The 23,428-nt window shown below is 56.2% G+C and carries 19 protein-coding genes; 16 read left to right on the top strand and 3 right to left on the bottom strand.

Annotated elements, in window-relative coordinates:
- Positions 1-21: 21 nt before the first annotated feature.
- Both FHG12_RS14200 and FHG12_RS14195 read left to right on the top strand, forming a co-directional pair.
- The gene (locus FHG12_RS14200) at positions 22-972 is read left to right on the top strand and encodes an aldo/keto reductase (protein WP_139516356.1); all 951 of its coding nucleotides are present in this window, start codon (positions 22-24) and stop codon (positions 970-972) included.
- A gap of 289 nt (positions 973-1,261) precedes the next feature.
- Entirely contained in the window at positions 1,262-1,975 is a 714-nt protein-coding gene (locus FHG12_RS14195; protein WP_139516355.1) for a DUF421 domain-containing protein, read from the top strand.
- A gap of 262 nt (positions 1,976-2,237) precedes the next feature.
- On the opposite strand, the gene FHG12_RS14190 is transcribed toward FHG12_RS14195, so the two are convergent.
- Positions 2,238-2,606: an SPW repeat domain-containing protein gene (locus FHG12_RS14190; RefSeq protein ID WP_139516354.1), complete on the bottom strand. Its 369-nt coding sequence runs from the start codon at positions 2,604-2,606 to the stop codon at positions 2,238-2,240.
- 274 nt (positions 2,607-2,880) lie between these two features.
- On the opposite strand from FHG12_RS14190, the gene serA reads away from it, so the two are divergent.
- From serA to FHG12_RS14160, 6 genes are all read left to right on the top strand, one after another.
- Positions 2,881-4,776, top strand: a complete 1,896-nt coding sequence (gene serA, locus FHG12_RS14185; RefSeq protein ID WP_139516353.1) for a phosphoglycerate dehydrogenase — start codon at positions 2,881-2,883, stop codon at positions 4,774-4,776.
- 548 nt (positions 4,777-5,324) lie between these two features.
- Positions 5,325-7,220 (top strand): M6 family metalloprotease domain-containing protein, encoded by a 1,896-nt coding sequence (locus tag FHG12_RS14180; RefSeq protein WP_139516352.1) that lies wholly within the window; start codon positions 5,325-5,327, stop codon positions 7,218-7,220.
- An 81-nt stretch (positions 7,221-7,301) separates the two neighbouring features.
- On the top strand, positions 7,302-8,123 hold the full coding sequence (locus tag FHG12_RS14175; RefSeq protein WP_139516351.1) for a hypothetical protein: 822 nt from the start codon (positions 7,302-7,304) through the stop codon (positions 8,121-8,123).
- A complete protein-coding gene (locus FHG12_RS14170; RefSeq protein ID WP_165699405.1) occupies positions 8,120-9,079 on the top strand; it encodes an ATP-grasp domain-containing protein in 960 nt (319 codons plus the stop codon). The genes FHG12_RS14175 and FHG12_RS14170 overlap by 4 nt, the downstream gene beginning before the upstream one ends.
- Positions 9,042-9,365, top strand: coding sequence for a hypothetical protein (locus tag FHG12_RS14165; protein WP_139516349.1), 324 nt, complete (start codon positions 9,042-9,044; stop codon positions 9,363-9,365). The genes FHG12_RS14170 and FHG12_RS14165 overlap by 38 nt, the downstream gene beginning before the upstream one ends.
- A 166-nt stretch (positions 9,366-9,531) precedes the next feature.
- Positions 9,532-10,443 (top strand): hypothetical protein, encoded by a 912-nt coding sequence (locus tag FHG12_RS14160; protein WP_139516348.1) that lies wholly within the window; start codon positions 9,532-9,534, stop codon positions 10,441-10,443.
- Between the two features lie 15 nt (positions 10,444-10,458).
- Here FHG12_RS14160 and FHG12_RS14155 read toward each other — a convergent pair whose 3' ends face one another.
- Positions 10,459-11,808: a D-alanyl-D-alanine carboxypeptidase/D-alanyl-D-alanine-endopeptidase gene (locus FHG12_RS14155; RefSeq protein WP_139516347.1), complete on the bottom strand. Its 1,350-nt coding sequence runs from the start codon at positions 11,806-11,808 to the stop codon at positions 10,459-10,461.
- Positions 11,809-12,120: 312 nt separating this feature from the next.
- Between FHG12_RS14155 and FHG12_RS14150 the strand changes: the two genes are divergently transcribed.
- Together FHG12_RS14150 and yidC are read left to right on the top strand one after the other, a co-directional pair.
- Positions 12,121-13,743: a CTP synthase gene (locus FHG12_RS14150; RefSeq protein WP_139517824.1), complete on the top strand. Its 1,623-nt coding sequence runs from the start codon at positions 12,121-12,123 to the stop codon at positions 13,741-13,743.
- Positions 13,744-13,951: 208 nt separating this feature from the next.
- Complete coding sequence (yidC, locus tag FHG12_RS14145; RefSeq protein WP_139516346.1) at positions 13,952-15,802, top strand: membrane protein insertase YidC; 1,851 nt, start codon at positions 13,952-13,954, stop codon at positions 15,800-15,802.
- 116 nt (positions 15,803-15,918) lie between these two features.
- Here yidC and FHG12_RS14140 read toward each other — a convergent pair whose 3' ends face one another.
- Positions 15,919-17,586: an ABC transporter substrate-binding protein gene (locus tag FHG12_RS14140; RefSeq protein WP_139516345.1), complete on the bottom strand. Its 1,668-nt coding sequence runs from the start codon at positions 17,584-17,586 to the stop codon at positions 15,919-15,921.
- A 137-nt stretch (positions 17,587-17,723) separates the two neighbouring features.
- On the opposite strand from FHG12_RS14140, the gene FHG12_RS14135 reads away from it, so the two are divergent.
- The 6 genes from FHG12_RS14135 (at position 17,724) to lepB (ending at position 23,292) form a co-directional block, all read left to right on the top strand.
- The gene (locus tag FHG12_RS14135; RefSeq protein ID WP_139516344.1) at positions 17,724-18,404 is read left to right on the top strand and encodes a metal-dependent hydrolase; all 681 of its coding nucleotides are present in this window, start codon (positions 17,724-17,726) and stop codon (positions 18,402-18,404) included.
- An 87-nt stretch (positions 18,405-18,491) separates the two neighbouring features.
- Complete coding sequence (locus tag FHG12_RS14130) at positions 18,492-19,298, top strand: ParA family protein (RefSeq protein WP_139516343.1); 807 nt, start codon at positions 18,492-18,494, stop codon at positions 19,296-19,298.
- 159 nt (positions 19,299-19,457) lie between these two features.
- The gene (locus FHG12_RS14125) at positions 19,458-20,423 is read left to right on the top strand and encodes a ParB/RepB/Spo0J family partition protein (protein WP_139516342.1); all 966 of its coding nucleotides are present in this window, start codon (positions 19,458-19,460) and stop codon (positions 20,421-20,423) included.
- 188 nt (positions 20,424-20,611) lie between these two features.
- The gene (locus FHG12_RS14120; RefSeq protein ID WP_139516341.1) at positions 20,612-21,253 is read left to right on the top strand and encodes a DUF5683 domain-containing protein; all 642 of its coding nucleotides are present in this window, start codon (positions 20,612-20,614) and stop codon (positions 21,251-21,253) included.
- A complete protein-coding gene (gene dapB, locus FHG12_RS14115) occupies positions 21,250-21,969 on the top strand; it encodes a 4-hydroxy-tetrahydrodipicolinate reductase (protein WP_139516340.1) in 720 nt (239 codons plus the stop codon). Before FHG12_RS14120 ends, dapB begins: the two co-directional genes overlap by 4 nt.
- A 150-nt stretch (positions 21,970-22,119) precedes the next feature.
- The gene (lepB, locus tag FHG12_RS14110) at positions 22,120-23,292 is read left to right on the top strand and encodes a signal peptidase I (RefSeq protein WP_139516339.1); all 1,173 of its coding nucleotides are present in this window, start codon (positions 22,120-22,122) and stop codon (positions 23,290-23,292) included.
- Positions 23,293-23,428: the final 136 nt, after the last annotated feature.

Here is a 23,428-nt window from a genome sequence, read left to right as displayed (position 1 = left end):
ATATTCATTTCAGAAGCACTTATGCAACAGCGTAAATTAGGAAACTCCTCCCTCTCAATAGCCCCGCTCGTGCTGGGCGGCAATGTATTTGGCTGGACGGCCGACGAAGCCACGTCGTTTCGCGTCCTCGACGCGTTTGTGGCCGGCGGCGGCAATGCCATCGACACGGCCGATGGCTACTCGGTCTGGGTGCCTGGCCACCAAGGCGGCGAGTCGGAAACTATCATCGGCAAATGGCTTCGGCAGCACGGCCGCCGCGACGAACTCGTAATAGCCACCAAAGTAGGCTGGGAAGTGAACGCCGAGAACAAAGGATTGGCTAAGAACTATATTCTGCGCGCCGTGGAAGGCTCGCTCAAACGTCTCCAAACCGACTACATCGACCTGTATCAGTCGCACAAAGACGACCCCACGGTGCCCGTAGAAGAAACCCTCGAAGCCTACGCCCAGCTCGTACAGGAGGGCAAAGTGCGCGTGATCGGGGCGTCCAATTTTTCGGCGGCACGCCTGCGCGAGTCGCTGGAAGCCAGCCACCAGCACGGGTTTCCGCGCTACGAATCGTTGCAGCCGCTCTACAACCTCTACGACCGTGCCGAGTTTGAAAAAGACCTGTTGCCGCTGTGTCAGGAATTCAACGTCGGCGTGATTCCGTATTACGGCCTCGCTTCCGGCTTCCTGACCGGCAAATACCGCTCGCAGGAAGATTTGAAAAAAAGCGCCCGCGGTGGCGGCGTGGGCCAGAAGTATTTGAATGACAAAGGATTAAAGATTCTGGCGGCGCTTGACAAAGTCGCCGAGCATCTGCACGCTTCGCCGGCCCAGGTAGCGCTCGCCTGGATCATGGCGCGCCCCGGCCTCACGGCGCCCATCGCCAGCGCTACCAGCCCCGAGCAAGTGACCGAGTTGCTGAAAGCCACGGAGTTGCAGCTTACCGCCGAATATATGGAGCAACTCAATCAAGCCAGCGCCTAAAACGGTGATGACCCTAATGCCAAAAAGGCCCGCTGCACATGTGCAGCGGGCCTTTTTGGCTTTTGTCAAATGCCGCAGGCGAAAGCTGCCGGCAAGCGTTTGGCAAGGCTTCCGTTTCTTCCTTTGCAGTAGCGCTACACTCAATTGTATCAGCATCGTGCTTTCATAAGGCTCTCTTTATCAGCACTATAACAAATAATAAAGACTCGCTTTTCCTTGAGCTCAACAGGAACGAGCGAAACCGCGTTATGCGTTAAATTCCTTGTGCGTTTTTCCCAACAAGCAATTCATGCAAGCCGACGACCTTACTACCCCATTCGATTGGCACCGCATCTGGTGGTCCGAAACGGAGCCGCCGCTTTTTCTGCTGGAAGTAGCTTTTCGCTGCATCGTGACCTATCTGCTCATCATTGCCACGATGCGCATTACAGGGCGGCGACAGGTTAAGCAGCTGTCGCTCTTTGAGTTAAGCATTATTCTGGCCCTGGGCTCGGCCGCCGGCGACGCCATGTTTTACCCCGACGTGCCGCTGCTGCACATTCTGGTGGTGTTTGTGGTGGTGGTGGCGCTGTATCTGCTGTTCAATCGCCTGACCGAAATATATCCGAAATTCAGCGACTGGCTAGAAGGCAAGCCGGTATGCTTGCTAGCTGACGGCGTTATTGTCAAGAAGGCCCTTGACGGTCAGAATCTCACCCAAAAGGAGCTTTTCGGGGAGCTTCGCCAGCAACAGGTGGAGCACTTGGGGCAAGTACACAAAATCTACCTCGAAGCCACCGGCGACATCAGCGTGTTCTTCTTCCCGGATGAGCAAATGCGGCCCGGCCTGCCGGTGTTTCCCGAAGTGATTGCCAAAGCCAGGCAAGCGATTGAGCAAACCGGCAGCTACGCGTGCAGCACCTGCGGCCACGTCGAACGCCTGGAGCCGGCTTCGCAACACGCGTGCCTCAATTGCGAAGAGGACACTTGGGTGCTGACGTGCGCTACCAAGCGCATAACGTAGTAAACTATATAATTGATAATCAACTACTTATTCATGCTGACCTGAACGCCAACCACGTCAAATTTCAGCTGAAATTCGTTGCGAACGGCGTAGCTGCCAAAGTGCTGGGGAAAGACACTCGATCGGAATGATGTCTTGCGTGACGAAAGCAAACGCCCACAAAAAGCCCCAACCACCTAGCTGCTCAAACAGCCAAGGTGATTGGGGAATACAATGGCAACTAGATTATAAAGCATTTATAGTCTGATGGTTACACAAGCATCTATTGATTTTCTGGCATTTCTTCCGGTTGCGTAATCAGACCGGCTACTAGGCTGGTGCCGCCAAGCGCGAGGAAAGTGTTGCGCGCTGGCTTGTTTTTGGCAAACCCAAACAGCCACGGCGCCGCCATCGTCAGGGCGCCGGCTATGACGTCGGTAGCCAGATGCACTTTGAACGGAATCGTCTTCACGGCTCCCCATTCGGCGCGGGTAAATAACGTGTTAAGCAATACACCACCGCCCAAAATTTGACACAGGAGCGTGGCGGTTTTTTCCTTTTCAAATCCAAATAATCGGGGAGCGGCGGCCGCCAATGGGGCGTACGCGTAGTCGGCAAAGCCGTGCTGAAAGCGGGTGATAGGCTTGTTCATAAGAAGTAGAGATAGTAGGTTATCGATGCTAGTCTGTACGAAGCAAAGGCAGCAACGGGCCGTTTTTTGAAATTCGTTTTCATGATTTTTTCACGAGTCATTGTTCAGTTTATAATATTAATATACTGATAATCAATTAATTATGAAAAAGCACTTTCTATAACTATTCTGCCTTGCGCGGCACCGAAAGCGGTCTACTGCTGCGGGTAGGCGTTGGCTGTTCGGTAATTTTTAATGCGGCGGTCAGGCGATTCCGTCCGATATTGCCCGCACTATGGCCGACCCGCAACTCCCCTACCTCCTCATCGACTTCGACAGCACGTTTACGCAAGTAGAAGGTCTCGACGAACTGGCCGACATTGCCCTGCAAGGCCACCCCGATCGCGAACGCATTGTGGGCGAAATCCGCGCCCTCACCGATAGCGGCATGAACGGCTCGATCTCGTTCAGCGAATCGCTGCGCCGCCGCCTGGGCCTGCTTAGCGCGCGCCGCGAGCACTTGCCGTTGCTCGTGGAGCAACTTAAAACTAAGGTTTCGGACAGCATTGTGCGCAACCGGGGCTTTTTCGAGCAGTTTCGGGGCCGCGTGTACATCGTCAGCAGCGGATTTCGGGAGTTTATTGAGCCGGTAGTGGCCGATTTTGGCATCGACGCCGACCATGTACTGGCCAATACCTTCACCTACGATGCCGACGGCCGCATCACGGGCTTCGACCCCGAGAACGTGCTCAGCCAGGACGGCGGCAAAATCGAGCAGCTCCGCCGCCTCGATCTGCAAGGCAAAGTGTACGTGATGGGCGATGGCTACACCGATTACCAGATGCGCGAATCGGGCCTTGCCGACCGCTTTTACGCCTTCACTGAAAACGTCAGCCGCGACGCCGTGGTGGCCCGCGCCGACGAAGTTGTGCCTACTTTCGACGAGTTTTTGTACCAGAACAAGCTTCCCATGACGCTCTCTTACCCCAAAAACCGCATCCGCGTACTGTTGCTCGAAAACCCCGATGCCCGCGCGGCCGAACTGTTTCGCGCCGAAGGCTACCAAGTGGAAAGTGTGCCCGGTGGCCTCGACGAGGATGAGCTCGTGGAGCGCATCGAAGGCGTGAGCATCCTGGGCATTCGCAGCAAAACCAACGTGACGCCGCGCGTGCTCGAAGCAGCCAACCGCCTCATTGCGGTGGGTGCGTTCTGCATCGGCACCAACCAGATCGACCTGGTGGGCTGCATGCAAAAGGGCGTGCCGGTATTTAATGCGCCGTTTTCCAACACGCGCTCGGTGGTAGAACTGGCTCTGGGTGAGATCATTGTGTTGGCGCGCCGCATTCCGGAGAAGAACCCCAAAATGCACCAGGGCGAGTGGGATAAGTCGGCCAAGGGCTCGTTTGAGATTCGCGGCAAGAAGCTTGGCATCGTGGGCTACGGCAACATTGGCTCGCAGCTTTCGGTGGTGGCCGAAGCCGTGGGCATGCAAGTTTACTATTATGACGTGGCCGAAAAGCTCCAGCTCGGCAACGCCGTGAAGTGCCGCACGCTGCAAGAGCTGCTCCAGCAGGTGGACGTGGTGACGCTGCACGTCGATGGCCGCAAGGACAACACCAACCTTATTGGGGCCAAAGAATTTGCGCTGATGAAACCCGGCGCACTCTTCCTCAACAATGCCCGCGGCCACGTGGTGGATGTGCCGGCTTTGGCGGCTGCTCTGCGCTCCGGCCACTTGGGCGGCGCCGCCGTCGATGTATTTCCGCACGAGCCCAAAACCAACCAGGAGGTATTTGAAAGCGAGTTGCGTGGCCTGCCCAACGTGCTCATTACGCCCCACATCGGAGGCAGTACGGCCGAAGCCCAGCGCAACATTGCCGAGTTTGTGCCCGAACGGATTATGAGCTACATCAACACGGGCAACACGCAGCAGAGCGTCAATTTCCCTAATATACAACTACCTCAGCAACAAGCACATAGGCTTATTCATATTCACGCTAACGTACCCGGCGTGCTGGCGCGCATCAACAACGTGCTGGCCAACCGCCACGTCAATATTTTGGGGCAATACCTGAAAACCAACGAGCACATCGGCTACGTGATCACGGATATCGACAAGGAATACGAGCAGGAAGTGATTGGCGAGCTGCGCAAGGTCGAGCACACCATTAAGTTTCGGGTGCTGTATTAATCCTAGACGCGTCCATGCCTCAAGCGGCCCTTCGAAACACCGTTTCGAAGGGCCGCTTTTTGTTGGCAGGCACCGGCATTTTGGCGGTTTTGGGCCAAATATATTTCAGGTGCTATCACATGATTATGTGAGCGCTGGGTGTTATATTACAGTATTAAAATATACATATTTGTCTGCCGTAACCGCTTGAGCTGTTGCGACCTGAGTTGCTGAGCTTCGTGTGCTGGCCGATGCCGGGCTGGCTGTTTTCCTGACTGCTTCGATTGACGGACGTTTGGCCGGGCCAGCGTCTTTGCTACCGCCCCGCTTGCACCTGCGCTAGCCTCTACACACCTCCTTATTGCTCCGCTCCGACGTGCCCGGTTGCCGGGTATTTGTCTGCTGGCCTACGCCTGGGCGGAACACCCTGTGCTTTTGCAGCCAGGACAGGAAGGCGCGTGGAAGGCTAGCGAACCCGTGCATACCCCCCGGCTTGCGCTACTAAAAACTGCTTTCCCGCTTCCTATTGCGTGCGTGCTAACTCCTTATTCACTAACCCTTTATTCACCATGAAAACCGCAAAGCAAGATTTGCTGGCCGCTCAGCTGGTTACGCCCGCTGGCCGCGCCAAACTGCAGGCTGCAGGCTGCATGCCCGTTCCGCCTGCTCCGGAGCTCAAAGAAAAAATGAATAAGGAACTCGAGAAGCTCCGCAAGCGCGACATCGTGATGTCTAACACCATCACCTTCAAGCGCGAAGAACACGTGGGCCTCGACGACGGCCTGATTTACCCCGGCAACTTGTTTCCGCTGGGCACATCGGCCAGCGTTGCGCGAGGTGCCGGGGCCGAACGCGCGCCGCTCACCGGCGTGGTGCGCGTGATTGTGGTGCTCGTCAACTTCACTGACAAAGCCATCGGCCAACCAGCCAAGCACTTCAGCGACCTGTTTTTCTCGTTGGGCGTCATAGGTACGGGCAGCGTACGCGAGTATTACCGCGAAGTGAGCCACAACATCATTGATATTCAGGGCGAAGTAGTGGGGCCGGTTACGCTGTCGCACCCCATGAGCTACTACGCCCACGGTGCCAGCGGCACGGGCGGCACGCTGCCCAATGCCCGCACCATGGCGCAGGAAGCGGCTCAGCTCGCCAATCCCACCACCAATTTCGGTGTGTACGACAACGATGGCGATGGCTACGTCGATGCCTACATTGTGATCCATGCCGGCTCGGGCGGCGAAGTGACGGGCAATGTCAACGACATCTGGTCGCACAAATGGGTGCTGCCCTCGCCCTACGCCGCCGATGGCAAAACGATTTATGCGTACCTGACCGTGCCCGAAGACTGCCGCACCGGCGTGTGCGCCCACGAGTTGGGCCACTTGCTGTTTGGCTTCCCTGACCTGTACGACAGCGATTATTCGAGTGAAGGCATCGGCAACTGGTGCCTGATGTCGGGCGGCAGCTGGAACGGCGGCGGCAACCGCCCGGCCCACCCTTCGGCCTGGTGCAAAGCCAAGCAGGGCTGGGTAAGCGTCGTCAACCAGACCACCAACGCTACGGTCAGTATTCAGGATGTAAAATCGGGGTACAAAGTGTACCGGCTCTGGAAAAACGGCGCGGCCGGCACCGAATACTTCCTGGTGGAAAACCGCCAGAAAACCGGCTTCGACGACAACCTGCCGGCCGGCGGACTGCTCATCTGGCACATCGACGATGCCGTCACCAGCAACACCAACGAAGCGCATTATCAAGTGGCTCTTATTCAGGCAGATAACAAAAAGGACCTGGAGCTCAACCACAACCGCGGCGACGGCGGCGACCCTTACCCCGGCTCGGCCAACAACCATACCTTCAACGGGTCTTCTTCGCCCAACTCCAACTCCTATGCGGGCGTGAGTACCTGCGTGGGCGTCACGAGCATCAGCGCGCCCGGCGCCACCATGACGGCCGCCTTGCAGGTGAAGTGCAAAGTGATTGTCAAGGAGTTTAAAGACGGAAAGGAAATCAAGGAGAAGGATATTAAGGACAAAGAAATCGCGAAGGAAAACAAGGATTTGCACAAGGACGTCAAGGAAACGATCAAGGACATCCATCCCGACAAGACCCTGATCAGCGACAAAGCGACGGCGAACGATAAAACCGTCATTTCCGACAAATCCCTCGTGCATGAGAAGGGTGTTGCCGGTGAGAAAGGGCTAGTCGAGCACAAGCTTGGCGATAACAAGCTGGGTGACAATAAATTAGGCGAAGGCGGCGGGGGCCTCCACCCCAGCGTCGAAGGCCGGCTCAATCAGCTGGAGCACCGCCTGAACACGCTGGAGCCCTTCATCGGCCGCTCCCTGCGCCCCGACCTGAGCACGGGCGCTTATTCACAGGAAGATGATGCCGCGGCCCAAAACCCTGAGCTGGGCCCGCACGCCAAGCGCAGCATGGATACGAAGGCGCCGGATATGCCGCAGTAGCCCGGCGGCGGGGCTGCTTGAGTGACAGCCCCGCCGTTTTCGGCGTGCATCTTCCACCGGCTTTTTCGTCCGTCCAGTCCTATGAAATCTCTGCTTATCCTATGTCAGCCCGACGACGTAGCGGCTTTCCGCCTAGCGGAATTCTGCCGTCGGCGCGACTTACCTACTATTGTCGTAACGGGTGTTGAGTTGGCCGCCGCACCTGCCTGGCACGTGCAAACGGGCACGGCGGGCACCATGTGGCGCATCGGCCTCGCCGACGGCACGGTGTTGTCGCCGCTCACGGTGGCCGGCATATACTGTCGGTTGCTGGGCGTGTGGAGCCCCTACGCCTTCGCGGCCCCCGAGGACACCAATTACGCCGCGTCGGAGCTGCAAGCCTTGATAACGGGCTGGCTACGTAACGCGGAAGTGCCGTTGCTGGGGCCAGTATCGCCGGTACAGTTGGCGCAACCGCCCACCAACGGCTGGCTGCGGCTCCAGCAAATGGCCGCCGCGGGCTTGCCGGTGCCCGCTACCGCCTGCCTCACCGCCCCGCAGCAGTGGGCCGGCCTGCCTGACATTCCGTTTTCGGCCCTGCACCCGGAGTGGCCCAACCGCACCGGCACTTGGCTGCAAGAACCGCTTTTGCCCGACGTCACGACGGCGGTAGCAGTGGACAAGGCCATTTTTCACGCTCCTGACCCAGAGTTGATTGCGCCATTGCAGTGCCTACAGGAGTCGTTGGACGCACCTTTTGTAGCGGTGCCGTTTGCCCGCAACACGAGTGGCGCGTGGCGAGCCGTGGGCTATCATTTCTTGCTCAACTGGGCTACCGACGAAGAATGCGCTGCCTTTGTGGAATTCGCCAAAAGTCGCTTGCGCCAGTCCGTTTCGGCTTCTTACTTACAGCCTGTAGCATGATCCTGATTGCTGGAATCCCGTCGGAAGAGCCGGTGGCGCGGGTAATAGAAAGCGCTGAAAATCTGGGCATTGCGCACGTCGTATTCAGCCAGCGCGACGCCCTGCATTACGAATTGCAAGTCGATTTTTCGGGGCAGCAGCTTCGCGCTGAGCTGCGCCTAGGGGGCCAACGCATCGATTTGATGCAGCTTCAGGGCGTGTATTTTCGCATGATGGACTCGGCCTCGCTGCCTGAAAATCGCGCGGTCGCTCCGTTTGGGCTGCCGGCACCCAAGCTGCAACGGCTGCGCTTCGTCAATGATCTGTTTGCCCAACTAGCCGACGTGCTGCCGTGCCGCGTGCTCAATCGCCCGCACCACATGGGCTCCAACTTTTCCAAGCTTTATCAGTTGGCGTTCATTCGCGAAGCGGGCCTGGAAGTTCCGGCTTCCCTGCTGACCAACGAGCCAGAAGCGGTGGCGGATTTTGAGGACGTTCACGGTCCGTTGATTTACAAATCCATTAGCGGCGTGCGCTCCATCGTTAAGCCCCTGACCATCGACGAAAAAAGTCGTTTGCACCACTTGCGGAGCTTGCCTACGCAGTTTCAGGAGTGTTTGCAGGGGCATAACGTGCGGGTGCACGTGGTGGGCGATGCGCTGTTTGCAGCCCGAATCAGCAGTGAATCGGTGGACTACCGCTACGCCAGCCACGACGGCAACCGCACCACCATGCAGCCCGTAGACTTACCCCAGGACGTGGCCGAAAAGTGCTCCCGGCTGGCCCGCGCGCTGCGGCTGCCGCTGTGTGGCATCGACCTGTTTGAAACCGAAGGCGGCGATTTTTTCTGCTTCGAAGCCAACCCCTGCCCCGGTTACAGCTACTTCCAGAACGAAGCCGGCCTGCCCATCTCCGATGCCATCGTCCGTTATTTGGAATATGGAACCGCCCAAGCCCCAAATGGTGCAAATAATTGAAAACCGCTCCCGTGTGACGGGCATTGTGCAAGACATTCAGGAGCAAACCGAATTGCCTGATTTTGTGCGGCTTACCGTGCAAGTTGCCACCGTGCAACCCGTTACCGGATTCGCTGATCTGCTTTCCAGACAGAGTCCTGCCACCGCAGAAGTGCTAGCCCGTCGGAGCAGCTTACCGGCTGGCCTGTCGGGTAAGCGAGTCGAAATGACAGTTCGGATGGCCCCTATGGCTAAGCTGTTTTTGCAGGACGACTCAATACGCTTCCTAGATGCGCCGGCCCGTTAGTAATTTATAAAAAGTTGTCTATCAGTTTATTATAAATAAATAAGCTTTACTAAGCGCGGTTTACTACGTTCTCTGGTTTTGCAAAGTGCGCACAGCAAGAACCTAACTCATTATAATTATTTTAATTATAAATATAATTTAATATATTCATACGAAGGCTACGAACGTGCTGATCGAGATGAATAGCGGGCAAAACATTTTGGGGGTGTTTCAGAAGCTGGCTGTGCTGGTCTTGCTGGCTGTGACTCTGTTCGGCTGTAATAACGACTCTGCCAAAACCGAAGATCCGGCTACCGACTACCCCGCAACCGCCTCGCAAGACACAGCGATGATGGATGGGACTGGCAGCCGAGATACCATGGAAGTTGTCGGGGCCACTCCGCCTACTGGCAGCGACTCGGAGGATACGGCCGCAGTTCCGCCCCCACCGCCACCTCCCCCTACTTCAGCCGATGGGCCGCCACCTCCACAGACACCCCACGACTTAGTGGATAACTATTTGAAAAAGGGAAATTTAGGGTATTATGTACCCGACTCGATGAAAGTGAACGTGCCGAGCCGGGTGTCGCTGGTGATTTCCAAAAACAAGCCTGCTGCCGCGCTTAAAAGATCGCTGGAGTCATCGATCGCGCACGAGGCCCGGCCCGACACCTCGCGGATTACGCTGGACCGCATCAAGGTTTCCAAGCAAATGGTGGCCAAACTGTACGCCATGGACAGCACAGCCTTCCGCATTGAGCCGTTGTCGCACGCCCAGCAATACGTTGACCTGCAGGACACAACGGAAACGAAATGGGAATGGTCGGTTGTCCCGCTGAAAGCCGGCAATCAAAACCTGATCATCAAGGCCAGCGCGCGGGTTTACGACGGCGACGTGGCCGAATGGATTGATTTGGAGGTGTACAACGGCGTGGTGCCGGTGAAGGCCGTAGTAGTGCCCAAGCCGGAACGAGTGCTTTCGTATTGGAAAGAAAATCAGGGCTGGATCATCACGACCGGCGGCGCGTTGGGCGGCCTCATTACGTGGCTACTGGCCACGTTTAAGAGGAAAAAGGCTACTTCGGCCAGCGCGGAATAGCGCACGCGCCAGCGACTACATTCGCTCGCGCACTTCCTTTAGAATACGCTCCATCTCTTTGCGGATGTCGCCGGTATCCTGCAAGAAGTTATTGTTCATGAAGCTGACTGCCAAGAGATTACCTTTTTTAGTACGCAGATAGCCGCACACATTGTGGTTGTTGGTGAGCGTACCGGTTTTGCCCCAAAACCACGGGCCGCTGGCATCGTGGTACACGCGGCGCAGCGTACCGTGGCCGCCGCCTGCTGCCAATAAGCTCAGCAGGCGCGGCTCGGGCACTTCTCGGTGTAGCTTGAGCAGCAAGGCGACCAGCGTGCGCGGCGTCACGAGGTTGAGGCGCGAAAGCCCGGAGCCATCGACCCACTGCGGGGCGTCGGGCATGTCTTGCAGATACTGCTTCGTTACCAGCCGAATCACGCGGTTGGTATCGAGCGAGTCGCGGCCGAGTTTCGTGGAGCACATCAGCACCAGCTGTTCGGCCAGGAAGTTGTCGCTCACTTGCAGCATCCGGCGATACAGCGAATCGACTGGCAAGCCCGCCAGCGTGCGCACCGAATCCTGCGGACGCAGGCGCCACGGCGCCGTGCCGACCGACCGATGCAGCGTGTCTTGCAGGAGCTTCAGGAGCAACTCCGGGCTGGTACGAAAAGGCGTTTCGTCGATCCAGTTTTTGGTAAACGGCAACACGAAAAACCGATTTTCGAGCACGGCCCGGCGCACATGGTCGCTGCTTCGGTAGCCCGGCGGCGCCGGCTCCACAGATGCGGCAAAGTCGCGGGGCGCGATGCGCGGCTTGGCCTGCCCGGCTTTGGCGTAAAAGCGCACCGTGTGCCCATAAATGGGAAACGGACCGCGCTCGGGCTGGTAATAATAGTTGTAGTCGTCCCAGGTCCAGCCGGGCGCAAAGGGTTCAACACAAGGTATTTGACAATAAAACAGCTTTTCAGGCCGGTTTTCCAGGAAATCGAATTGCCGCCGGCTGGGTACGTCGCCGTGCAGCAACGTAGGGTCGCCGGTACCCCAGAAGACCAGCGAATCGTGGCGCACCACGTAGCGCAGGCTCGGCAGCGAGTCGCCCAACAAATGCAACCCGGCATACAAACTAAACAGCTTCATGTTGCTGGCCGGCGTGAAGTAGCGCTCGGCATTCAGCCCGTATAGTTGTTCGCCCGTCGCGACGTCGGTGATGCACACGCCTACGTTGTGTTTGGCCAGCACTTCCGACTTGTCCATCATGCGCTCCAGCCAGTTGGGACCTTTGCCGCGGTGGCCCCGGTCGATGGCCGCTTCTTCATCGGAATGTGCAGCTGCGCCCATCAAAGGCAACAGAGCCAGAAAGAACAGAACAAGAAAACGAAGGGACATCTAGGGTAGCGCTTGGCTTTGCAAGATGCGCAAGCGGAAGCGTAGAATAAAATAGTAGCTAAACCATACACCGGACAGGTAATTCAAAGCCGTGAGTTGTCGGGTGATAACGCGGAGTTAAGAGAAATCGAATATTTATAATATATTTATTATCAAGTAGTTACGTTTATAAGTCGTACCTTTACATTTCAGCCCACGGGGGTGCTGGCGAAGGCTGGCATTTCGGCTTATCACCGGCCGACCCGCGGCCTCTCCAACTTAATCCTCTACCTTTGCGCGCGATTTGTTATGCCAGACCGCGCTCCTCAAACCGTGAATACCGCCAAGTTCATCTTCGTAACGGGCGGGGTGACCTCCTCCCTGGGAAAAGGAATCATATCCGCTTCCCTGGCCAAGCTGCTGCAAGCCCGCGGCTTCCGCGTCACCATCCAAAAGTTCGACCCGTACATCAACATTGACCCCGGTACGCTGAACCCGTACGAACACGGGGAGTGCTTCGTGACCGACGACGGCGCCGAGACCGATCTGGATCTGGGTCATTATGAGCGTTTTCTGAACACGCCCACGTCGCAGGCCAACAACGTCACGACCGGCCGCATCTACGACCACGTCATCCGCAAGGAGCGCGAAGGCGCGTACCTCGGCAAGACGGTACAGGTCGTGCCGCACATCACCGACGAGATCAAGCGGCGCATGTTGCTGCTCGGCCAAGGCGATGAGTTCGACGTGGTAATCACCGAAATTGGCGGCTCCATCGGCGACATCGAATCGCTGCCGTTTGTGGAGGCCGTGCGCCAACTGCGTTGGGAATTGCCCCCTTACGACTCGCTGGTAATTCACCTCACGCTGCTGCCTTATTTGAAAGCGGCTGGCGAGCTGAAAACCAAGCCTACGCAGCACTCCGTGCGCGATTTGCGCAGTGCCGGTCTGCAACCCGACATTCTGGTGTGCCGCTCCGAGTACCCGATCCCGTTGGAGATGCGCAAGAAAATCGCGCTGTTTTGCAACGTCAAAATCAACTCCGTTATCGAGTCGCTGGATGCCGACAGCATCTATTCGGTGCCGTTGCTGATGCTCAAAGAGCACCTCGACGAACGGGTTATCAAAAAGCTTAAGCTAGTAGGCGGCGCCTCCATACCCGACCTTGAAGCGTGGAAGGACTTCCTGGGCAAGCTGAAGAACCCAACTGAGGAAGTGACCATCGCGCTGGTAGGCAAGTACGTAGAGCTACCCGACGCGTATAAGTCTATCAATGAGTCGTTTGTGCACGCTGGCGCTCAAAACGAGTGCAAGGTGACGGTGCGCAGCATCCAATCGGACCATATCACGCCGGAAAACATCACCCAGCTGCTGCACGGCGTTGATGGCGTGTTGGTGGCCCCCGGTTTTGGCGAGCGTGGCTTTGAGGGCAAAGTGACGGCCATCCGGTACGTGCGCGAAAACGGCATCCCGTTCTTCGGCATTTGTCTGGGCATGCAATGCGCCGCCGTAGAGTTTGCCCGCAACGTGTTGGGCTTGCCCCAAGCCAGCTCCACGGAGATGGACGCGCTCACACCCGACCCCGTCATTGCGATGATGGAGGAGCAGAAAAACATCACACAGAAGGGCGGCACCATGCGCCTAGGTGCCTACGACTGCGAGCTGCGCAAAGGTTCGAAGGCCGCCAAAGCTTACGGCCGCAACCACATCAGCGAGCGCCATCGCCACCGCTACGAGTTCAACAACGACTATCTCAAGCAGTTCGAAGAGGCGGGCATGGTGGCTTCGGGCATCAACCCGGCAACGGGTTTGGTGGAAGTCATTGAGCTGCAAGGCCATCCGTGGTTCGTAGCCGGCCAGTTTCACCCCGAGCTCAAGAGCACCGTGCAAACCCCGCATCCGCTGTTTGTGCGCTTCGTGAAGGCGGCCATCCAGCATCATAAAAACGAGATTTAGAAGAAGCGCACTTGCACGTCTGGCAGCGCCTTTTGACGTGCGCGCAGCCGACGTTCTCTGCTCTTCCCCTGACAAAATATCTGGTACTCAACGAAAAAGCCTGCCACCAACGAACTTTACTGAAGTTCGCCGGATTTTTGAAGGGCGATCTTTCCCATTTGTTTTCCGCGGCGCCCTGCGCCTCTCTACTTTCCAGCCAGTTCTTTAAATGGACAAAAACTCAGCAACAGGCCTCTTTATCATTTCGGCCTTGCTTCTCGTCTACCTGTTTTTCTTTCAGCCGAAACCTCCCAAAGAAAACCCAGACGCTGCCAAGAAGCCTACGACTGCCGCCAGCACCGCCGCCCGAACCGATACCGCGGTAGCTTCCGCCGCTCCGCTGGATTCGGCAGCCGCTGCACGCACGCTGGGCTCCTTCGCTTCGGCGGCTCAAGGCACGGCTGAGCAGGCACAATTACAGAACGGCAAGATTTCGGTTACGTTTTCCAGCAAGGGCGGCCGCATCGAAGCCGTTCGCCTGAATGGTTACAAGACATTTTTCGGCCAGCCGCTCGACCTGTTTGACGCCAAAAGCGCCAAGCTTGACTTGCAATTCCGCACTACTGCTGGCCAGACCGTTCGCTTCTCCGATTTGTATTTCCAGCCTACCGGCGCGCCACAATCCGTAACGGAAGGCGAGCGCCAGGGCCAGCGCCTTACGTTTGCGGCCGAGGCTGCGGGCGGCCGCATCGAGCAAGACTATACGCTGTTCAACGACTCCTACGAACTGGCTTATACTCTGCGCTTTACCGGCTTGAATAGCATTGTTGCCCAGGAGCCCATCACGTTCAGCTTTCTGGACAATGTGCGCCAAACGGAACAGGACCTGAAGCAAAACCGCAACCACACTACCATCAACCACTACCTCGCCAACGACGACCACGGCGCGCTGGCGGAGGCTTCGGAGAAGCCGGAAGAGGTTAAAGTCGCGGAGCCGCTGAAGTGGGCTGCCCACAAGCACGATTTCTTCGTGGCCGGCATCATTGCCGACAAGCAGTTCAGCACCGGCAAGTTCAACTCCACTGTCGATCTGGAAGATTCGACCTACATCAAGTCGCTGAGCACGACGCTGGGCATTCCGGTGGCCGATGCGGAAAATGGCGGTGCCAAATTCCGCTTCTATTTCGGCCCTAACACGCTCAATATTCTGCAAGGCGTAGCGCCGGGCTTTGACCGCAACGTGTACCTGGGCTGGGGTCTGTTCCGCTGGGTCAACCAGTTTGTGGTGATTCCGGTGTTCCACGTTTTGGAGAAATTTATCAGCTCCTACGGCCTGATCATCGCGCTGCTGGTGGTGCTTATCAAGTTGGTTACGTGGCCTTTGACCTACAAAACCTACGTGTCGCAGGCACGCATGAAAGTGCTAAAGCCGGAGCTTGACCAGATCAAGGAAAAGTACGGCGACGACCAGACCAAGGTGCAGAGCGAGACCATGAAGCTGTACTCCTCGATGGGCGTAAGTCCGTTGAGTGGTTGCGTGCCGACGCTGCTCACCATCCCGATTCTGTTCGCGATGTACCAGTTCTTCCCCAACGCCATCGAGTTGCGGCAAGAGCACTTCCTGTGGGCCAAAGACTTAAGCACGTACGACGTGTTCATCAAACTGCCCTTCTACGTGAAGTGGTACGGCGACCACGTCAGCCTGTTCACGCTGCTCATGACCGCTTCGACGCTGCTCATGACGTGGCAGAGCAACCAGCTCAACACGGCCATGCAGGGCCCGATGAAGTTCTATAGCTACTTGATGCCGATCATCTTCCTGTTCGTGCTCAACAGCTTTGCGGCCGGCCTGACGTGGTATTACTTCGTGTCGAACATCGTGACGCTGGCGCAGCAGGCGCTCACTCGTCGCTTCGTCGACGACACCAAGATCCGCGCGCAACTCGAAGCCAACAAGGAAAAGAACAAAGACAAAAAGCCCGGCGGCTTCCAGGCCCGCCTCGCCGAAGCCATGAAAACGGCTCAGGAACGTGAAGCCGAAGCCAAAAAGCAAGGCCCTTCGAAGGCAAAAGGCAAGTAATTGACTATCAGCCGATTACAATAAATCTAATCATTTATCCTTCCTTATCAAAAGCGAACGGCGCTTCAACATTTCGTTGGAGCGCCGTTCGCTTTTGGTTTATTCAAAAGAACATTTTACTCCTTTCGTACCCGTTCCAGTACCAGTTGATTCATCGGGTTGGGCGTGAGACCTTGCACGTTGTTTTGCGTGAGACGCACAACCTCATCGTAGTAGGCGGCAATAACGGGGCATTCTTCCACGATGATGCGGTCCATCTGGCGGTAGAGATCGTAGCGCTTCTCGGTGTTCTGCTCTAGCTTGGCTTGCTCGTACAGTCGATCGTAGGCGGCGTTTTTGAAGTGCGTTTTGTTGGGGCCAGCGGGCGCAAAGTTTTTGCTGTAGAACAGGGCCAGATAGTTCTCCGCATCCGGATAATCGCCGAGCCACGAACGGGTAAAAAAGCCAGCCCGGCCGTTGTCGATCATTTCGCCGTGGGCCGCGCCCTGGTTTACATCGATATCGACCTGTACGCCTACTTCCGCCCACTTTTTCTGGTAATACTCGCAGTATTCCTTGGTCTCGGCTACGGTGTTCAACCGCAAATGCAACGGATGGCCCGGACCATAACCCGCCGCCCGCAGCAGCTGGCGCGCTTTATCGGGCTGATAGGTGTAGCCGGGCACCAGCTTTTCGCTGAACGAAGGCAGAGACGCCGGCACAAAACCCGAATTGCCCGGACGGCCTACGTTGTTTAGGAAATAGGCGATAAGTTCGGGTTTGTTTAGGGCATAATTGAGCGCTTGGCGCACGCGCTTATCGCGCAAGGCCGGATTGTTATTGTCGCCGCGCAGGTTGGTGGGATCTTGCTGAATACCAAGGTATTCGGTGTTGAGATACGGAACCTTCTGCAATCGAAATTTGCCCTTAAAGTCCTCACGCACAGTACCATCTGGATACATAATCATATCGCGGGAACCGGCCCGAATACCCGACAGAAAATCCAGCTTGCCCTGCTGAAAAGTGAGAAATTCGGTTTTGCGATCCTGAATGAAGCTGATCTGCACGGCATCCAGGTACGGCAGCTGCCGGCCCTGCGCATCTTTTTTCCAGTAGTGCGGGTTGCGGTGATAAATGATGGCGTTGCCCTCGTCCCAGAGCTTAAACACAAACGGCCCCGTGCCTACGGGGTGCTCCCGAAAATCCTTGCCGTAGCGCTGCACTGCCTCGCGCGGTACCACGTACGCGTACGGCATGGTCAGGATGCCCAAAAACGGAATAAAAGGCTCTTTTAGATAAACGCGCAATGTGCTGTCGTTCAGAGCTTTAAAACAAGTATCTACTGGCTCACCAGCAGCATTTTCCAGCACTTTGCCCCGAAAAATCCAGCCGCCGGTACTGGCGGTAGCAGGGTCGAGCAGGCGTTTGAAGCTGTACACAAAATCCTGCGCCGTCACGGGCCGGCCTTTGCCGCCCGGAAAAACTTCGCTGTCGTGGAAACGAACGTTGGGCCGGAGCGTGAAGGTGTAGCGCAAACCATCAGGCGAAATAGCGTAACGACGTGCTATCGACGGCCCGGGCTTAAGCTGATCGTCGAGCTCGACCAACCCGTTGTATAGCTGCGTGGTCGCCCAGGTATTGGCTTGATTGCGGGCAAAAGCCGGGTCGAGGGAAGTCAGGGATTCGGGCTGGTTGTAGCGAAAAACCCGCCGGTCGTCGGTCGACTGGGTAGGGCTGCTGCAACTTGCCAAGCTTATGAGCATTGGCACAACCAAACCTGCAAAACGACGTGAAAACGAAAACATGAGAAAGACGAAACAGTGTATATTTGTACGAAATAAGCTAATCGCAATTAGCTTTTAGCTATCCGCTTTGTCTTTGCCATTGCAAGCCTAGCTTTCCTGAACCGAACAGCCCGCCGGCCACCGCGCACAACTCACCCATGAAACTGACCTACTACGGGCACTCCTGCTTCCTGGCGGAAATCGGAGGCGCTAAAGTGCTTTTCGATCCTTTTATTCGTCCCAATGCGTTAGCCAAAGACGTGGACGTGGACAAAATTGAGGCTGATTTCATCCTGCTCAGCCACGGCCACGGCGACCACGTTGCCGACGCAGAGGAAATCGGGAAGCGCACGGGCGCCGACTTAGTAGGAATGTTTGAAGTGCTGGGATGGTTCGGTCCGAAGGGACTAAAAGCGACCTACGGCATGAACATCGGCGGCAAAACCAAGCTGCCTTTCGGCACCGTGAAACTGGTGGCCGCCCTGCACTCCAGCTCCATGCCCGACGGTTCGTATGGCGGTTTGGCGGGCGGCTTTGTGATAGAAGCAGAATGCAAAACCTTTTATTTTGCCGGCGATACTGCCCTCACCTACGACATGAAGCTGATCGGGGAGCAATACAAGCTGGATTTTGCCATTCTGCCCATTGGCGATAACTTCACCATGGGCATCGACGATGCACTGATTGCGGCCGACTGGATAGGCACCACCAAAATCGTGGGCATGCACTACGATACCTTCCCGCCTATCAAAATCGACCACGACGAAGCTCGTACGAAAGCAACGCAAGCCGGTAAAGAACTGGTGCTCATGCGCATCGGCGAAACAATTGATTTGTAAGTTGTTAGTTAGAAACTGGATATGGGCTCAAAACGCTCACGGCTAGCTTCTCTCCACTAACAACCCGCAACTGACAACTAAGTACTAATGGGAAAAATTATCGCGGTAGCCAATCAGAAGGGCGGGGTGGGCAAAACCACTTCGTCAATCAACCTGGCGGCTAGTTTAGCCGCTCTGGAATACCGTACCCTTCTGGTAGATGCCGACCCCCAAGCCAACGCGACGTCGGGGGTAGGTTTCGATCCGAAGGATATTGAGAACAGCATTTACGAATGCATGGTAGACGGCATCAACGCCCAAGATATCATCTTGACTACCAATGTGTTACCGCATCTCGACCTTATGCCCTCCCACATCGATTTGGTGGGCGCTGAAGTGGAGATGATCAACTTGCCCAACCGGGAAGAGAAGATGAAAGAAGCGCTGCGGCCCCTTGCCGATCAGTACGACTTCATCATCATCGACTGCTCACCATCGCTGGGCCTGATTACGGTGAACGCCCTGACGGCCGCGCACTCTGTAATCATTCCGGTTCAGTGCGAATATTTCGCCTTGGAAGGCTTAGGGAAGCTGCTGAATACCATCAAGATAATTCAGAGCCGCCTGAACACGAACCTAGAAATCGAAGGCATCTTGCTTACGATGTACGACGTGCGCCTGCGGCTTTCCAACCAAGTGGTGGAAGAAGTGAAACTGCACTTCCAACAGCTTGTGTTTGATACCATCATCCCGCGCAACGTAAAATTGAGCGAGTCGCCGAGCTTTGGCATTCCGGTGATCCTGCACGACGCCGAAAGCAAAGGCTCGATCAGCTATCTGAACCTGGCCCGCGAGATTGTGGAGAAAAACAGCATCGAAGCCAACCCGGAAGCCGCAGAAGATACGGCGGCATAAGGGTTTCCGTGTTAAGCACTTAGAAAACGGCAGACGAAAACGGTCTGCCGTTTTTCATTATACGGCACGACGTCGCAGAAAATTTCCGGCCCTTCCCCGCCGTTTGTGTATTTTTGAATCCTGCTTTCGCTCGGTATTGGGCGGAAGCTGATTGCAGGTATGTCAGAGAAGAACGAAGAAAAACCCACGCCGGCAGCGGCTCCCGCGGCGGCCAAACGTAAAATCGGCGGCTTGGGCCGGGGGTTAAACGCCTTAATTGAAGGCAGCTACGAGAAGAAAAGCGAACGCTTGGGTCTGGTTCCGCATCCGGTCAATTCGGTGGGCATGATTCAGGTGGGCATGATCGAGGCCAACCCGTACCAGCCGCGCACGCATTTTGACCAAGAAGCCTTGCAGGAGCTGGCCGAATCCATTAAGATTCAGGGCATTATCCAGCCCGTGACGGTTCGGCAGATGGGCACCAACGCTTATCAGCTTATCAGCGGCGAGCGGCGTTTGCAGGCTTCTAAGCTAGCGGGCCTCGACACCATTCCGGCTTATATCCGCAAAGCCGACGACCAGCAAATGCTGGAAATGGCTTTGATCGAGAACATTCAGCGCGAAAACCTCAACGCGATTGAAATTGCCCTGAGCTACCAGCGCCTCGTCAGCGAATGCAACCTGAAGCAAGAAGAACTGGGCGACCGCGTAGGCAAAAACCGCTCGACGGTCACCAACTACCTGCGTCTGTTGAAGCTGCCGCCGGATATCCAGATTGGTCTGCGCGACACCGTGATCTCCATGGGCCACGCCCGGGCTCTGATCAACATCGATGACGCCGATCAGCAACTGGCTCTCTTTCAGCGCATTGTAAACGAAGAACTTTCGGTACGTCGCGTAGAACAACTAGTTCGGGGAGGTCTTTCGGCGCCTAAGGCCACAGATGCTCCTACTGCTCAACCACCCACAGACGCGCAGATGCACGTTCCAGTGGCAGAGTTACGCCGGACCGAGCGCCACCTCTCCGATCGCTTCGGCAGTCGCGTGCAGGTAAAGCCCGGTCCGCAAGGCCGCGGTGAAATCAAGATCGCGTTCGATTCGGTGGAAGACATGCAGCGCATCCTGCACATCCTCCACCCCGACTAAGCGCAGTTGGCAAGCGAACGCCTTCAAAAAGCTTAGCACCTGTGTGTGCCAAGCTTTTTGCTGTTCAAGGCCATGCCTGGTACACTTAGACCTCGCTGCCTTTCGTTTGCCTGCTGCACAGCCCTGTATACCTGCTTAGCTGTCGGCTTTCTTCTTAATCTTGTTTGCCACGTATGGTAACGCCTTGTATGTTAGTCACTTCGCGCGCTCTGCTACTCATGCTGTTGCTAGTATTGGCAACTTCTGTGCTTGGCACGGCGCAGGCGCAAGTGGTTACCGCAGGGCCCGACTCAACTCAGGTGGACGCGCCGGCCGTGCCCGATTCGTTGCGTAAGACGGCTCGCCTACTGGGCATGAAGGTGACGCCTCCTACGAAGGCGGTGTTGCTAGCGGCTTTCATTCCGGGTGCCGGCCAGGTATACAATCACAAATACTGGAAACTTCCCCTCGTGTACGGGGCTGTCGGTGGCACGTTGGGCGTTGAATTCTTCTACCAAAGTCGCTACAAAGAATACGTAACGGGCTTCCGAGCGCGGCAACAGGGGTTACCTGACCCCGGTCCACGGTCGAGCCAAGAAACCAGCGCTGAAAACGTGCGCGCCGGTATTATTTTTTACCGGCGCTACCGCGACCAATTCATTGCCTATTCGCTTTTAGCTTACGGCATGACAATCGTGGATGCGCTGGTGGATGCTCATTTGCGCGACTTCGACGTCAGCGACGACCTGAGCGTGCACTGGAACCCAACGCTGCTGCGCGTTCCGACGGCGCCAAGCGCACCCGGCGTGGCCATTACGCTGAACCTAAAATCTACTCGCTCTACCAAATGAAGCTGTTGCTGATTGGTCACGGCAAAATGGGCAAAGCCATTGAGGCTCAAGCCATTGCGCGCGGCCACCAAATTGCCGGTATTGTGGACCCTTCGCGGCCCGGTGTTCATATTTCCGACTTCGATGCGACCTCTGTTGATGCAGCCATCGAATTTACGCACCCCGATGCGGCTTTTGCCAACGTAATGGCCTGCCTGCAGCAGGGCTTGCCGGTGGTGTGCGGGTCTACGGGGTGGCTGCACCACTTTCCCGAAGCCCGAGACTTATGTAAGGAAACGGGCGGAGCGCTGTTTTACGCCTCGAATTACAGCGTCGGCGTCAACTTATTCTTCCATTTCAACGAGTACATCGCCGCCAAAATGCACCAGTTTGGCGGCTACGATGTGCAGGTACGCGAAATTCACCATACCCAGAAAGTCGATCAGCCGAGCGGCACGGCACTTACGGCAGCAGAAGGCATCATCCGGCACTTCCCTGCCAAAACCATGTGGCGCAACGAGCCCTCCCAAGCCGACCACGAGTTGGCGGTGCTTTCTGAGCGCACGGGCTCGGTCGTGGGCACGCATATCGTTACGTATTCTTCTGAAGCCGATACCATCGAACTCAAGCACGAAGCGCACACCCGCGACGGTTTCGTGCAGGGCGCCTTATTAGCCGCCGAGTGGCTGGTGGGCCGCAAAGGCGTGTTTGGAATGAAGGACATGCTGGGCCTATAACCAAGCCTTATTTTTCGGGATTCTTTTCAAGTTGTGCGTGTTGCACACTGCACCAGAATATCGGATTCGCGTAATTAATCGGATATTCCGTTTCTCATTTGTAGCCCGCATTTGCCGGGCATTGCTGTACCTCTGTTTGCCTATCTACCTATGGCCGTAAAATTCTGGGAAAAACAACCCGAAACCGCAACCCCCAAGAAGCCCAAAGGCTTTTTTCGGGAATGGGGCGATGCGATACTGTTCGCGGTAGTGGCGGCGACGCTCATTCGGTGGGCTACGTTCGAGGCCTATACCATCCCGACGCCCTCCATGGAGCATACGCTGCTAGTAGGTGACTACCTGTTTGTGAGCAAGCTACACTACGGGCCCCGTACGCCGCAGACGCCCTTGCAGGTTCCGCTCACACACCAGACCCTGTGGGGGACGAGCCTGCCAAGCTACTCCGATCTCATTCAACTGCCCTCCTACCGCCTGCCCGGTTTCTCGGAAATCAAGCGCAACGATGTGGTCGTTTTCAATGTGCCGTTTGAAAACCAATTTCCGGCCGATTTGCGCACCAACTACATCAAGCGTTGCATTGCTGTAGCCGGCGACGTATTGGAGATCAAGGACATGCAGGTGTACATCAACGGAAAGCCGGCGCAGAACCCGCCGCAAAGCCAGAACCGTTATTACCTGCAAGTCAATGAGCCAGTGCGCGACAAGATTTTCAAGGAGCAGGGCATTACGGATTTTAACAACGCCGCGACCGGTGTACCGCAGCCGCAATACACACCCTACGGCCCCGCCTATATGGTAGATGCTACGCCCGCTTCTGCCAATTTCTTCAAGCAACAGCCTTACATAAAGGGAGTTGTGCTGGATAAAGTACCGGCCGGCAAACCCGATCCGACTATTTTCCCCAACAACCCCGATTATCCGGCTAGCACGCCTCCCAGTGAAAGCAGCGTTGCGTTGAAGTGGAACATGGACAACTACGGGCCGTTGCAACTCCCCAAGAAAGGCCAGACGGTACAGCTCACGCCGCAAAACACGCCCATCTACCTGAAGATCATTACCCGCTACGAGCATAACAAGGGTGTAACCGTTGCCAACGGCGTGCTCCTGCAAGATGGCAAGCCAATGACCAGCTACACCTTCAAGCAGAATTACTACTTCATGATGGGCGACAACCGGCACGATTCGCTGGATTCGCGGTATTGGGGCTTCGTTCCGGAAGACCACGTTGTGGGAAAGGCAGTACTCATCTGGCTGTCGGTTGATCCATATGCTGACTTCTTCCACAAAATTCGCTGGAACCGTCTGTTCAACTTCATCGACTAATCCGGACCGCGGATTTTGCGGAGTTCACGGACTTCGTCGACGGTTAATTCAGTAACAAAAAAGCCTTGGCAGTCGGCCAAGGCTTTTTTGTTTGCTTACATCATATTTATAATTTATTGATTATCAAGTCATTACA

Source organism: Hymenobacter jejuensis (assembly GCF_006337165.1).
GTDB lineage: Bacteria > Bacteroidota > Bacteroidia > Cytophagales > Hymenobacteraceae > Hymenobacter > Hymenobacter jejuensis.
Note: the sequence above shows the minus strand (reverse complement) of the source record. Positions and strands in the feature narration are given on the sequence as shown.

Bases quoted from the DNA above. Each gene is read 5' to 3' on its own strand.
- FHG12_RS14200 (WP_139516356.1), top strand. From the start codon at position 22: ATGCAACAGCGTAAATTAGGAAACTCCTCCCTCTCAATAGCCCCGCTC.
- FHG12_RS14195 (WP_139516355.1), top strand. From the start codon at position 1,262: ATGCAAGCCGACGACCTTACTACCCCATTCGATTGGCACCGCATCTGG.
- FHG12_RS14190 (WP_139516354.1), bottom strand. From the start codon at position 2,606: ATGAACAAGCCTATCACCCGCTTTCAGCACGGCTTTGCCGACTACGCG.
- serA (WP_139516353.1), top strand. From the start codon at position 2,881: ATGGCCGACCCGCAACTCCCCTACCTCCTCATCGACTTCGACAGCACG.
- FHG12_RS14180 (WP_139516352.1), top strand. From the start codon at position 5,325: ATGAAAACCGCAAAGCAAGATTTGCTGGCCGCTCAGCTGGTTACGCCC.
- FHG12_RS14175 (WP_139516351.1), top strand. From the start codon at position 7,302: ATGAAATCTCTGCTTATCCTATGTCAGCCCGACGACGTAGCGGCTTTC.
- FHG12_RS14170 (WP_165699405.1), top strand. From the start codon at position 8,120: ATGATCCTGATTGCTGGAATCCCGTCGGAAGAGCCGGTGGCGCGGGTA.
- FHG12_RS14165 (WP_139516349.1), top strand. From the start codon at position 9,042: ATGGAACCGCCCAAGCCCCAAATGGTGCAAATAATTGAAAACCGCTCC.
- FHG12_RS14155 (WP_139516347.1), bottom strand. From the start codon at position 11,808: ATGTCCCTTCGTTTTCTTGTTCTGTTCTTTCTGGCTCTGTTGCCTTTG.
- yidC (WP_139516346.1), top strand. From the start codon at position 13,952: ATGGACAAAAACTCAGCAACAGGCCTCTTTATCATTTCGGCCTTGCTT.
- FHG12_RS14140 (WP_139516345.1), bottom strand. From the start codon at position 17,586: ATGTTTTCGTTTTCACGTCGTTTTGCAGGTTTGGTTGTGCCAATGCTC.
- FHG12_RS14135 (WP_139516344.1), top strand. From the start codon at position 17,724: ATGAAACTGACCTACTACGGGCACTCCTGCTTCCTGGCGGAAATCGGA.
- FHG12_RS14130 (WP_139516343.1), top strand. From the start codon at position 18,492: ATGGGAAAAATTATCGCGGTAGCCAATCAGAAGGGCGGGGTGGGCAAA.
- FHG12_RS14125 (WP_139516342.1), top strand. From the start codon at position 19,458: ATGTCAGAGAAGAACGAAGAAAAACCCACGCCGGCAGCGGCTCCCGCG.
- FHG12_RS14120 (WP_139516341.1), top strand. From the start codon at position 20,612: ATGTTAGTCACTTCGCGCGCTCTGCTACTCATGCTGTTGCTAGTATTG.
- dapB (WP_139516340.1), top strand. From the start codon at position 21,250: ATGAAGCTGTTGCTGATTGGTCACGGCAAAATGGGCAAAGCCATTGAG.
- lepB (WP_139516339.1), top strand. From the start codon at position 22,120: ATGGCCGTAAAATTCTGGGAAAAACAACCCGAAACCGCAACCCCCAAG.